This window comes from [Eubacterium] eligens ATCC 27750 (genome assembly GCF_000146185.1).
Lineage (GTDB): Bacteria > Bacillota > Clostridia > Lachnospirales > Lachnospiraceae > Lachnospira > Lachnospira eligens.
Map to the genome: position 1 here is coordinate 2,105,112 of NC_012778.1, position 13,133 is coordinate 2,118,244.

Annotated in this window: 10 protein-coding genes and 1 tRNA gene; 2 read left to right on the top strand and 9 right to left on the bottom strand. The window is 37.9% G+C overall.

Annotated features, from left to right (window positions below; all coding sequences use genetic code 11):
* Nucleotides 1-67: 67 nt before the first annotated feature.
* From EUBELI_RS09790 to EUBELI_RS09800, 3 genes are all read right to left on the bottom strand, one after another.
* Nucleotides 68-271 (bottom strand): PTS ascorbate transporter subunit IIC, encoded by a 204-nt coding sequence (locus tag EUBELI_RS09790; RefSeq protein ID WP_012740249.1) that lies wholly within the window; start codon nucleotides 269-271, stop codon nucleotides 68-70.
* Nucleotides 271-1,323, bottom strand: coding sequence for an SPFH domain-containing protein (locus EUBELI_RS09795; protein ID WP_012740250.1), 1,053 nt, complete (start codon nucleotides 1,321-1,323; stop codon nucleotides 271-273). Before EUBELI_RS09795 ends, EUBELI_RS09790 begins: the two co-directional genes overlap by 1 nt.
* 368 nt (nucleotides 1,324-1,691) lie before the next feature.
* A tRNA-Lys gene (locus EUBELI_RS09800) sits at nucleotides 1,692-1,764 on the bottom strand.
* A 260-nt stretch (nucleotides 1,765-2,024) separates the two neighbouring features.
* Here EUBELI_RS09800 and EUBELI_RS09805 point away from each other — a divergent pair.
* Entirely contained in the window at nucleotides 2,025-3,323 is a 1,299-nt protein-coding gene (locus tag EUBELI_RS09805; RefSeq protein ID WP_012740251.1) for an AI-2E family transporter, read from the top strand.
* A 1-nt stretch (nucleotide 3,324) separates the two neighbouring features.
* On the opposite strand, the gene EUBELI_RS14810 is transcribed toward EUBELI_RS09805, so the two are convergent.
* Both EUBELI_RS14810 and trmB read right to left on the bottom strand, forming a co-directional pair.
* Nucleotides 3,325-3,453 carry a hypothetical protein gene (locus tag EUBELI_RS14810; protein WP_265416935.1) on the bottom strand — a complete coding sequence of 43 codons (129 nt, stop codon included), beginning with the start codon at nucleotides 3,451-3,453 and terminating at the stop codon, nucleotides 3,325-3,327.
* A gap of 42 nt (nucleotides 3,454-3,495) precedes the next feature.
* Nucleotides 3,496-4,140, bottom strand: a complete 645-nt coding sequence (gene trmB, locus EUBELI_RS09810) for a tRNA (guanosine(46)-N7)-methyltransferase TrmB (RefSeq protein WP_012740253.1) — start codon at nucleotides 4,138-4,140, stop codon at nucleotides 3,496-3,498.
* A gap of 190 nt (nucleotides 4,141-4,330) precedes the next feature.
* On the opposite strand from trmB, the gene EUBELI_RS09815 reads away from it, so the two are divergent.
* On the top strand, nucleotides 4,331-5,725 hold the full coding sequence (locus EUBELI_RS09815) for a D-alanyl-D-alanine carboxypeptidase family protein (RefSeq protein WP_012740254.1): 1,395 nt from the start codon (nucleotides 4,331-4,333) through the stop codon (nucleotides 5,723-5,725).
* Nucleotides 5,726-5,743: 18 nt separating this feature from the next.
* On the opposite strand, the gene EUBELI_RS09820 is transcribed toward EUBELI_RS09815, so the two are convergent.
* The 4 genes from EUBELI_RS09820 to glgB all read right to left on the bottom strand — a co-directional run bounded on the left by EUBELI_RS09820 (nucleotide 5,744) and on the right by glgB (nucleotide 12,935).
* Nucleotides 5,744-6,214, bottom strand: a complete 471-nt coding sequence (locus EUBELI_RS09820; RefSeq protein ID WP_012740255.1) for a flagellar export chaperone FliS — start codon at nucleotides 6,212-6,214, stop codon at nucleotides 5,744-5,746.
* A gap of 43 nt (nucleotides 6,215-6,257) precedes the next feature.
* The gene (locus EUBELI_RS09825) at nucleotides 6,258-7,805 is read right to left on the bottom strand and encodes a flagellin N-terminal helical domain-containing protein (RefSeq protein WP_012740256.1); all 1,548 of its coding nucleotides are present in this window, start codon (nucleotides 7,803-7,805) and stop codon (nucleotides 6,258-6,260) included.
* A 68-nt stretch (nucleotides 7,806-7,873) separates the two neighbouring features.
* On the bottom strand, nucleotides 7,874-10,834 hold the full coding sequence (locus tag EUBELI_RS09830) for a DUF6240 domain-containing protein (protein ID WP_012740257.1): 2,961 nt from the start codon (nucleotides 10,832-10,834) through the stop codon (nucleotides 7,874-7,876).
* 169 nt (nucleotides 10,835-11,003) lie between these two features.
* On the bottom strand, nucleotides 11,004-12,935 hold the full coding sequence (glgB, locus tag EUBELI_RS09835) for a 1,4-alpha-glucan branching protein GlgB (protein WP_049777968.1): 1,932 nt from the start codon (nucleotides 12,933-12,935) through the stop codon (nucleotides 11,004-11,006).
* Nucleotides 12,936-13,133: the final 198 nt, after the last annotated feature.

Sequence of the window (13,133 nt, forward strand, 5' to 3'; positions counted from 1 at the left end):
AGCATTTATAATGTCGGTATGGGGAGGTTTTAATATATAATAGTTATATATTTATTTTTTGTTAATTCTACCTGATATCTAACTCTGGTGGAACATCCAGCTCGTGTGGAACTGGCGCACCGTTCTTCTTTCTCTGTCGTACACACTCGGTCAGCAGGTACTCTATCTGTCCATTAACAGACCTGAAATCGTCCTCTGCCCACGCTGCAATGGCATCATAGAGTTTAGCTGATAACCGGAGAGGAACCTGTTTCTTACCTGAATCTGCCATTAGTAAAGACTTCCTGAATTAACTACTGGCTGGGCATCTTTGTTTCCACAAAGGACGACTAAAAGGTTGGATACCATAGCTGCTTTTCTCTCTTCATCAAGCTCTATAACCTGTTTTTCTGATAATCTCTCAAGCGCCATCTCTACCATTCCTACAGCACCATCAACTATCATCTTTCTTGCATCTACTATTGCTGATGCCTGCTGTCTCTGAAGCATTACTGCTGCTATCTCAGGTGCATACGCAAGATATGTAATTCGTGCTTCTATTATCTCAAGTCCGGCATCTGCTACTTTGCCCTGGATTTCTTTTCTTATTCTTTCTGCTACAACTTCACTTGAACCACGAAGGCTTCCCTCATCTGCAATTCCATCTCCCGTTGTATCTACATTTTCTGCAACATCATATGGATACATGCGGACAATATTACGGAGTGCGCTGTCACACTGTAATGAAAGATATTCCTTATAATTATCTACATTAAACACTGCCTTAGCTGTATCTGTCACTTTCCACATAACCGCAATACCAATCTCAACAGGATTACCAAGGCAATCATTAATCTTCTGTCTACTGTTGCTCAGTGTCATTATCTTAAGTGAAATCTTCTTATTAGCTGACTGTGAATTATTTCCTGCTGCAATTGCCATTCCTGCAACACCTGCCATGCTAGCCAGATCAAGCTTATTTCCATCTCCTGTCACATCACCGCTCTGATTAAGCTTAGTTGACGCTGCCGGGTTAACAGCCACACAAAAAGGATTCACAAAGTAAAATCCCGCTTCTTTAATAGTTCCAACATACTTGCCAAAAAGTGTAAGCACAAGTGCTTCCTGTGGCTTTAATACCTTAAGACCGATAAAGAATATCCAGCCTATTGCTGCGTATACACCGCCTGCAACGATAAGTACTATCCATCCTGCTTTAGTCTCTGCCTGTTCAACCATAACCGAACCGACAATAATTGCTGCTATAGCTGCTGCGTAAAATAATATAAACAGTGTAACCATTGCAAGACCATTCTTGCTTTTCTTCAAAACCTTTTCTTCCATATAAAAATACCTCCTAGACACTCTGATTATTCATCTTGTTATCGATTATTCTTTTAAAGGTGTCTTTGTTGATATTTGTATGATATCATTTTGATATCATCTTGTCAAGATATTAACATTTAGAAAGGAGGTGATAGGTGTGACTTGTTGTTATTCTTTCTGATAAAAAGACAAAAAAATAACTGCCCCAGCCTGGACAGTTTGGGCAGTTATTTTTTAACTCTCTAATCTACAAAGGCTATCCGTCTATCGGTAAGTTCCTTTGTATTATCATAATACTCTATTCATATATTTATGTCAAACATTTGTCTTAACATAAAAATAAAAGCCTTACAACCTAGGATTCCCTAAATCATAAGACCTTCCAGTGCACCGCCAGGGGTTCGAACCCTGGACACCCTGATTAAGAGTCAGGTGCTCTACCAACTGAGCTAGCGGTGCGTAACTTATTTTGTTCTGTGCTTTTGTGTTGTCTCAAGCACAAGTGATATTCTATAGCATGGTTTAATAAAATGCAAGCACTTTTTTGTATTTATTTAAGAACAATTTATCTTTTTTTATAATTTTCTTGTTTTTTCATCATTTTACCATGTTTTTTATATTGATATGTGCCTTTATACCCCTTATAATTCTATTATATTCCCAATTTCAAGAGAAAATATTTATATTTAATATACATTTATTAAGAAAAGAGAGTTGATATGAAGTTAAAAAAATTCGAACAACAGCCAAAACACGTTGACAATATTCCAATTGAGGCTATTAATCTTGATTCTGAACATGAACAGCCGCCAAAACCTGACAAAGCTGTTGGCAAGAATGTATTCCAGCCTAACAGCAAATACTTTACAATTGTTATATATGGTCTGCTTTTTGTGCTAGGTGCAATTCTTATATATAAGTTCATTGGTAACTGGCCTGCAACCGTCAAGTCATTGGGCAATATATTCCATATACTGTCACCATTTCTTATTGGTGCCATGATTGCGCTTGTTCTTTATCCGTTTATCAAGACCCTTTATAACAGGTTCTTCATGGGGGTATGCCATATCAAGTCCAGGAAAGCCGCCAAAATGCTTTCAATTCTTGTTGCTTACCTGATAGCAGTTGGCGCATTTGCAATATTAATAGGCTTTGTTGTGCCTCAGATATACAAAAGTATTACAGAGATTGCCAATCAGGCTCCTGTATGGTACGAGAATATCCGCAACTGGTTTACTGAGTTTGAAGATAAGCACGCCAATTCTTCTATTGATTACAATTTCATTAATCAGAAGATTGAAGATGCTCTTCCTAAACTTGTTGACTACATGACTGATGCACTTACCAATATGGTTCCTTACATTCTTAATACATCCATGGCCATTCTTTCGGGTGTGTTAAACCTTGTTATTGCAATTATCGTGTCCATCTACATGATTTCTGATAATAAGAATATCTTTTATCATTTTAAGAGATTTTTATATGCCGTGCTTCCTAAGAAAACAGCAGACAATACACGCATCATCTGTAAGAATTGTGCAAGCATTTTTATTAATTATATTATCGGCAAATCATTTGACTCAATTATTGTCATGATTATCTGCTTTATTATCATGCTGATTCTCAAGCTGCCTTATGCAGTGCTTATAAGTGTGATTGTCGGAATAACTAACATGATTCCGTATTTCGGACCATATATCGGTGGCGTGATTGGCGGTGTGATTATTGTTATCGCAAGCCCTATCAAACTTATCATATTTGTAATCATGATTGTCTGCATCCAGCAGGTTGACGGTCTGCTTATCGGTCCTCGTATCATCGGCAGCACTACAGGTCTTAAGCCTGTATGGGTTGTGTTCTCAATAACCGTAGGTGGTGCGTTGTTTGGCGTAATCGGAATGTTCCTCGGAGTTCCTGTATTTGCCGTATTAAGCTACCTGTTAAACATCACAGTGCAGCATTTTCTGGACAAAAGAAAAGTCACCGTGCAGCCTTATGACTCGCCCGATGACCTCTAGATTATTTCTTGGTATTAAGGATTCTCACGACATCGTCGAGGGAATTCTTAAACCTTACCACTCTGTAATTCGCACCTTTATGCACATACATCACTTCTGATACTTTCCTTGCAAATGCTTTATTCTTCACAACATTTCTCCCAAAGCCTTTATATAGTATATGCATTTATTATTAATGATTTCTTACCGCAACAAGTTTACATATAGGATTGCCCATCTGTGAAAATCTTGTCTCATACTCTGTCATTACATTACCCTCGTTAAGTACAGAGTCATTATGTAAGTCAAATGTTACAACAGGAAGCTCCCAGCCTGCCTCTTTAATCTCTTCTAATGAAAAATCAAATAAATCTTTATTATCTGTTTTGAATTCCACCTGTCCGTCCGGCTTTAATATAACATCATATCTCGCCATGAACTGTCTTGAGGTAAGTCTTCTCTTCGCATGTCTGTCTTTTGGCCATGGATCTGAAAAATTAAGGTATATCCTGTCTACCTCTCCCTCTCCAAACACCTCACATATAGCCTCTGCATCCATTCTGATGAATCTTAAATTAGGAAGCTGAAGTTCGTCCTGTTTCTCTACAGCTCTTAAAAGCACGCTTGAATACTTTTCAATACCCACATAATTAATATCAGGATTATTCGCTGCCAGTGTTGTTATAAATGTGCCTTTACCCATACCAATCTCAATACGGATTGGATTATCGTTACCGAAAACCTGTGACCATGTGCCTTTCATCCCCTCTGGCTCTGTAAACACATATTCATTCTCTATCATTACTTCCCTTGCTCCGGGTACATTTCTAAGTCTCATACGTTACTCCTATCTTTTATTTACTCAATCTCCCTGAAAGCATATGCCGCACACAGACATAGCCGAAATCTGAGTTTTCTATATATTATTTACCATAAATATCACTTTTTGCCAAGCAGGGTTTACTTATGGACAATCCTAAGCTAAAATATAATGGTATATTATATTAATCGGAGGAATTATCCATATAATGAAAAAACATTTTCTTAAAGGATTACTTATAAAGATAACCAGCGCAGTATCTGCCACGGTATTAGCATGTTCTGTATTTACCACAGATGCACACGCTGCCGCATATAACATAAACTATTCTGAAACAGGCACTGCTAATACTGAAGTTTCATGGCCTGATGCCCCGGAAGTTAATTCCAGCAGTTGTATTCTTGTTGATGCTGACACAGGCTCTATTCTATTCGAAAGAAACTCACATGAAAAATGTTATCCTGCCAGCACAACCAAAATTCTTACCGGTCTTCTTACCATTGAGAACTGCAATATGGATGATGTAGTAACATTTTCACAGGCCGCAGCCACTTCCATCAATATATATGAGGATGCTAATTTAGGTTGTAAGGTTGGAGAACAGTTTACTGTAAACCAGCTTCTCCATGGACTATTATTATACTCTGCCAATGAAATGGCCTATGCTCTCGGTGAGCATGTAGCCGGCTCCATAGACGCATTTGTTGATATGATGAATGCCAAGGCAAAAGAACTTGGTGCTTTGAATACACATTTTGCCAATGCAAGCGGATTATATAATACCAACCACTACACAACAGCATATGATATGGCAATGATTGCAAGAGGCTGTTATAATAATGCTTCTTTCGTAAGCATTGATTCTACTGCTGACGCATATGTAATTCCTGCAACTAACATGTCTGCACAGCGTACAATCAGACACAGACATAAGATGTTGAAAGGCCGTTCTTACTATTATGAATACTGTAAGGGTGGAAAGACAGGATATACTGATGAATCCCAGAACACACTTGTAACATTTGCAGAAAAAGATGGCATGCGTCTCATATGTGTTGTATTTAAGGAAGCAACAGATGATTTAAGATATACTGATACAAAAACGCTTTTTGACTGGGGCTTCTCTAATTTTCAGAAATCAACAACTACAGGAAGTCAGCTCGGAGCTATGTTTTCCAATGATAATTATTATAATTCAGCTGTTTTCTCGACACTTTCACTAAACTTCGGACTGAATGCTTCATTTATCACAATACCTAATAAAAGTTCATTATCAAATGTAACTATGACGGTTGATGATAATTATGACATGACCAATGAAAATGGTGTTATGACAACACATCTTAAGTTCCTGTACAATGATAATACTGTAGGCACAACTACACTTAATATATCTGCTGCCGGCACGGACACCGGAAGCCTGCTTCCTTATGTCAGTACAGATGTTTCTTCATCATATAAGCCTAAGACATGCATTAAAATCAATATCTGGGTAGTTGTTGGCATCGGTGCTGTTATATTATTCATTATTTATATAATTGAAGAACGTGCCAGAAGAAAACGTCAGAGAAGACATTACAACAGAAGAAGACGCAGATTATAACAAACAGAGGATTCGGAGCTATACCCTGAATCCTCTGTTTTCTATATTATCTGTCTGTGTCTCATTACTGATTCCGCCCCTAGAATATGTAAGACCTGAATATACTGTCTGTGTATTCTTCATCAGTGGTTCTGATGTATCCTGTTTACTGACTTCATAGAAAGATTCCCTTAAATTCTTCAGCAATCCCCTGACGCGTTTTAATTCTGCTTTGTTAAGATTTACTGATACAGATATAAGAGTTCTTTTTATATGATTATATATCACAAAAAGATTAGCAGACACTTCATATTGCATATCCAATCCACTTATCAGCTGGTCAATAACCTTACCAGACATATATATGTTATCCCTTATCTGCACTTCTTCATCCGATTCGCATGCATCTTCAAGATACCGGTCTGCTAAATCATACAGAATTACAACAAGCTGTGATGCAGTGGCTTGCGTAATCCTATATTGAAATGTTTTTATCAATTCCTTAGTCATACATTTCCTTTCCAATACGACTACTACAGCATTATTACTACATTTACTGTAATAACTGCAATACCTGTGAAGGTCTTTCATTAGCCTGTGCAAGTATTGATGTTGCAGCCTGTGTAAGAACCGTTTCTGATGTATATGTTGTCATTTCCTCTGCCATATCAGTATCTATCATAGTTGATAAAGACTTGGTGAGATTCTCGTTAGAAACATCAAGGTTATTAGTTGTATGATCAAATCTGTTCTCATATGCACCAAGCTTCGAACGTATTTCATTAGTCCTGGTAATAGCCTGGTCTACAGTTGATATAGCCTGTGATGCTGTATAATGAGTCATAACATTAAGATTATCTGTTCCTAATGTATATGTTGTAATTGCCGGTATATCAATAACAATAACCTGATCCTGATTAGCTCCTACATGTATGCTCATTGTACCAACATCTGTAACTTCCTGATTGATCGTTTTTGCTGTTCCTGCACCAGCAACAGACGAACCATTATTGTTGCTGTCATCAAAAATAGTTCCCACTGTATTCCCCGGAACATCCAAAGAAAAATTCTTATTATTAACATCTGTTACTGTTATAACAGTTCCTTTTGTAGAAACAATTGCTGAATTGGCAAATCCTACTCTGTCTCCATTATTATCAGTAGCAATCTCTGCCTTAACATCACTTCCTTCTACGAGAATTCCATCCTTTGCAGCAGCCTGTGGTATTCCAAGCATATTTGCAAGACTTGCATTATCACATGTTATATTCATTCTCTGGTCACTTCCGTACTGATTAGTCATAATAACAAGTGTCGAACCCGCATAACTGGCTGTTGGCTCATAGCCTGCATATTCTGTTCCATTAGCTGCTGTATCATTATTAAGGCTTGCTGTTGCAAATGCAGAGCCACCTGTAATATTAACACCATCAATTATTTTTCCCATTACTACATCCAGAGTATCCCCCTCTGTAATGTTAATACTGTAACCGTTAATCTTTATTACACCTGCCTCATCAGCTGCAATAGGAGTTGTAGCTGACATGCTGATAGTACCTGTACCTACTGCGATAGCCTGTCTGGCATCCTCTGTAACTGTAATTCCATATATGCCTGCTGTATAATTATCAGATACTGAAAGCTGATTAACTCCCTGCAGGTCTGAATATACTCTTCTTGAAAGATTACCGTTAATAAGAGACTGTGTATTAAATTCTGTCTGTTCTGATATTCTGTCTATCTCTTTATTAATCTGGTTTATCTCTTTCTGGATAGCTTCTCTTTCATCATCTGAATTAACATCATTAGCTGCCTGTACACTAAGCTCCTTTAATCTTGTAAGCATACTCTGGATTTCATTGATTGCACCTTCTGCTGTACTTATAACAGAAACTCCATCCTTAGCATTATTCCCAGCCTGATCAAGACCTTTTATCTGAGCTCTCATTTTCTCAGATATTGCACAGCCTGCGGCATCATCCTTAGAACCGTTTATCTTGTATCCTGATGATAATCTCTGTATTGATGTTGACAGATTATTCTGTGATTTCTGTAATGCATTATTGGCAACAATCGCTGCCACATTAGTTCCTATTCTCATATCTTAACCTTTCTGTCTGTCTAATTTACCTGTTCATGCTCTATATATCGGATTTTCTGTGCAAATCTTTAGCCTGCAAGCTGTTTTACAATCTGTGCTGCAATTTCATACAGCTTATCTGTTGCCACACTATCCGCCGCTGCCTCATAAGTCACATATGGCACATCTGACGATTTTGTAGTGTTTACAGACACATTTGTAAAGCCAAATACTTCTTTTAAGGATTCTTCCATATCATCAAGAAGCTGGATTCCTTCATCTGAAACTGCTGTGTCACTGACAATGTACATACCAAGACTTTCTCTGTCAGCCTTAGCCTCAACAGAAACTTTTCCTAATACGCTGCTTAGCATGTTTACAGATATACGACCTTTATTGTCGTCATCCTGAACCAATGTAAGCTTCAGCATGCCTGTACTTCCTGAGTCTGTTATATATGGTATTCTGTAATCATGCCTTAATGCCAGATTCTTAATATATCCGATTGTTCTGTCTTTAAGTCTTAAATCCAGAAATCCCTCGTAATTGACATCTATCTGTGTATCAAGGTCTCCTGCTTTGGAAAGAACCTCCTGAAGTTCTTCCTCTGTCTCATCTTTCATTTCTTCATACATAAGTGACAGTTTTTCTTTATGTCCGATTTTTTCAATCGAATCCCTTGCATAATCACGTGTTGTCTTAACACCTCTGATATCCGGGAACTGTCCGGATTCTAAAAATGCTTTCACAGCCTGTATGTTACCACTGTTTATTTCTGTATCTGCATTTCTTATCTGCCTCAATATATCAGCTCCTGCCTGCACTGCTGCCTGCTGTTCCTTAAGATATTCCTCATAATATTGTTCCTCGGCTGCCGCATCGAAGTTATCCTCTAACTGTTCAATAAACATTTCAACTGACTGCTCTCCGATTCCGGATGAGTTATCCACATTCTTTAATGTATTCGGGGTAACTAATCCACCATTTGCCATAAATAATGCACTGTAATAGTTAGCAATTCCGCTTACCTCTGCCATTCCTGTATTCTCATCAATAACAGCGTCCATGTCATAATGCTTTCTTGAATTATATGCAGTCATAAGATTATTCATAGTGACCTCAGCTCCCTGCTTAATCAGCGCACCTGCTGCCACTCCGGCATCTCTGGTGAATATATTCATCATCTGGTATATTCCTATAAACTGCTTTCTCTGCTCTTTAGTAATACCATTGGTACGGTCAAGCTTATAAAGAAACTTTGAAAACTTCTCCTCATTATCTTTAGATGCTTTATCATTAGCCTCTGTAAGATATTCGTTTACTTCCTCAATTGAAGCATTCATTGGATTTACTCCGTCTTTTATCATATTAAGAACTGTCTCTGGTTTCATATTCTTAATAAGATTATTAATCATTGCATTAACAGATTTGACTGTCTCTACATTTTCCTTTGTCATATCCATGTTATTAGCAGCCAGTATCTTTATTGCTTCCTTGTCCTCATCAGTTCCCTCAAGTCCAAGCTCCTTAATAATATCATCCGCACTTCCCTGTACTGCCTTCTTTAATGAATCACCCAAATCGCCTCTTATCTGAGTTCCGACTGCCTCATAAGTTTCATTCATCTTGTCAAACATACTGGCAAATACACGCGCAGGATTTCTTACTATCTCATTCAATGTCTTTCTTGCTTCAAGAACATCTGTATATGCAATCTGCGCTTCTTCATACATTCCATCCGCCTGTTCATATTCCATAAGCATTAAATTAAGCTCATCTATCGGAGTTGTAAGAATAGAAATGTTATTCTTGACTAGATATACAGACGCATTCGCACTCATAAGAACTCTTGCTGTTACAAGCGTGTCATACGCCTTATCTGCTGCCTGCTGTACATCAGATGCCTGATTTCTAACTTCACTATTTCCTGTGCTTACTGATGCTGCACTGTATTCAATTCTGAAGCTTCTTGCATCCATCTCCAGCTTAAGGCTTGCTATTGTAAATGTTTCTCCTTTTGATACCACATTTGCAACATCTGAATACTCTGCCCTGTTAATAGTATCAAGAGCTGTCCTTATATCATCAATTGGCGAACCTGTAACGAGCGTATTCTCTGCCTTGCCTCCAAGCTTCATGTTATCAAGTATCTTATTAAGCATTTCATCAGGGTCAGCCTGAATCTTTTCAATATCTATCGCATCAAGCTGTGCCTTATATTCAAGATTTTCTTTAGTAACAGGAATCTGTGCATCAATAAATGCTCTTGCATCCGCAAGTGTATTATCATTAACCTCAAGTCCTGACGAAGCAATTATCTTCTCAATTCCCGGCCTTAACGCTTCAAAATCAGCGTCAGATATTGCATTTACACACCTTCCTATTGTAACGCCATCTGCACTGATACTTGATGAGGTTGCCGCCTGTGCCTGATATATTCCAGCAATTGAAGGCTCAATGCCATTAGCAACCATGTAATTCTTTGTGTTCTCTGATAATGGCTTTAACTCTTTACTCTTTTCAAGTGTGCTTTTAACCTCAGCAACACTTTCATCATTGACAGCTATATCTGCTCCCTGCATACGGCTCTCGACACTTGCCGCTGTTGCTGCACTTCCAGTCACACTCTCAATCTTATCCTTAGAAACTGCTGTTCCATAATTAACATAATCATCAGAGTGCATCGCAAGTTCAATCTTAATTTTCTCAATAATATTAACCATATCATCTGGTGTAGCATCTGTAAGATTAAAGCCGTCCTCATCTAGCTTTACCGCATCAGCACCTGATAACTTCATCATCAATGCCTTAAGGCTTATCTTTGCACTGGAAGCACTCGCCATAATCTGGCTCTTTACATCATCTGCCTCCTTAAGAAGTCCCTCATATGTATTGTCAGTTGCAGCTGTCACACTGCCAGAGATTACCACTCCTGCAAATGAGCCTGCCACACCTTCACTTTTAACCGCCTTATTTTCTTTATAATTAATAGATGTTCCCTGTGCCGCAACATCTTTATTAAAATTCGCGCCTGAAACTGTATATGTCATATTCTGCTGCCTTTCTTATTTACTGTCTGAAACAATCACTCATTGTCATATAATAAATATTTCGGCAGATATGGTGGGATAATTGAGAGATATATTATAGCAAATAAAAAGGAAGCTAATTCAGAATTAATAAAAATCCAAACCAGCTCCCTTTCTCTATATTATTCTCCTATATCTTCGTAGCATGAACCTTAGAAACATCACCGTTAAACTCATACACAGCTATTCCATACTTATGTAAGTCAATAAGCAATGACTGCGGATATCCATCACAATCTCCCTTAACGGCTGTAAGAGTCTTCTTCTGGTCAGCTTCATTATCTCCAAGAACCAGCTTATACTTAGTCTTGAACGGAACTCCTATTCTGAAGCTGTCTCTTTCAACTGGTGTAAAATTAAGTACAAAGAGAAGATTCTTCTTTCCATCCGGACTGATTCTCATAAACGATAAAACGCTATTATCTTTATCATTGGCATTAATCCATCTGAATCCTTCACTGCTGTAATCAGTAGCATACAGACATGGATAATTCTTATTAAGCTTCAGACACTTCTTCGTAAAATCCTTAAGTTCTGTATGACTTTCATCCTCTAACAGATACCAGTCAAGAGCACGCTTCTCACTCCACTCATTCCACTGACCAAATTCCTGTCCCATGAATAAAAGCTTCTTGCCAGGATGTCCACACATATATGCATATGCCAGCTTAAGATTCTTGAACTTGTCCTCCCTGTCACCAGGCATTTTACCAAGCATAGAACACTTAAGATGTACAACCTCATCATGTGAAAGCACAAGAATGAAATTCTCGCTGTAAGCATACATCAATGAAAATGTCATCTTGCTATGATTAAACTTTCTGAAATATGGATCGAGTTTCATATATTCAAGGAAATCATGCATCCAGCCCATATTCCACTTAAATGTAAAGCCAAGACATTCCCCATTGTCAGGATCACCACTTACCATAGGCCATGCTGTTGACTCCTCAGCTATAGTTATTGCCTGTGGGAATCTCTTCTTTAACATGCTGTTAAAATGCTTTAAAAAGCTGATTGCTTCGAGATTACCGTTGTCACCATATTTGTTAGGAACCCAGTTTCCTTCTGTCCTTCCGTAATCCAAATACAGCATTGAAGCAACAGCATCAACTCTTAAACCATCAATATGGAACTTGTCCACCCAGAACATTCCATTAGCAATAAGGAAGTTAGACACTTCATTCTTGGAATAATCAAATACCTTCGTTCCCCAGTCAGGATGCTCTCCCTTTCTAGGGTCTGCATACTCATATACACAGCTTCCATCGAAATTAGCAAGTCCATGTGCATCCTTTGGAAAATGTGCCGGTACCCAGTCAAGAATTACACCAATTCCTTTTTCATGCATATAATCTACAAAATACATGAAATCCTTAGGTGTTCCATATCTTGCTGTAGGTGCATAATAACCAGTTACCTGATATCCCCATGAGCCATCATATGGATACTCTGCAATTCCCATAAGTTCAATATGTGTGTATCCCATATCTGAAACATATTTTGCAAGCTCAGGTGCCAATTCTCTATATGTATAAAATCCGTCCTCTGTTCCATCATCTTTCTTCTTCCATGAGCCAAGATGACATTCATATATAGAAAGAGGAGCTTTAAGATGATTCTCCGTCTTCTTCTTCTCAACCCATTCAGAATCTTTCCATTCATAACCTGAAAGATCAGCAACTATTGATGCTGTCTCTGGTCTTAACTGTGCCTGATTAGCATATGGATCTGCCTTGTAAAGTGCCTCTCCACTCTGTGAAATAATAAGGTACTTATACATATCCCCTGCTTTAGCTCCCGGTATGAACAAATCATATATTCCACCATCTGAAATCTTCTTCATATCATAACCATATGCATTCCAGTTATTAAACTCACCTATAACATAGACTTCTCTTGCAGCAGGTGCCCACACAGCAAAATACACACCTTCTTTTCCGTCTTTTACTCCAACATGCGCACCCATTTTGTTATATATCTCATAATGAGTTCCCTGTCCAAAAAGATATGCATCCAGTTCTGTGATTGCCAGCTGCTCGTATTTTTGCATATTCTTCATAAAATCCTCCATTATATTATTATTATCCTACACGATACTCATGGGTCCCCTCAGATTATCCCACTAATTAATAGTATATTACCACATTAGCAAATTAATTACTACATTTCATATGCAAAAAAAATGTTCATTTCACATATATTATGTTATACTGTAAATCGCATTGAAATAAATGCTTTATATAAGTTAGAAAGATGA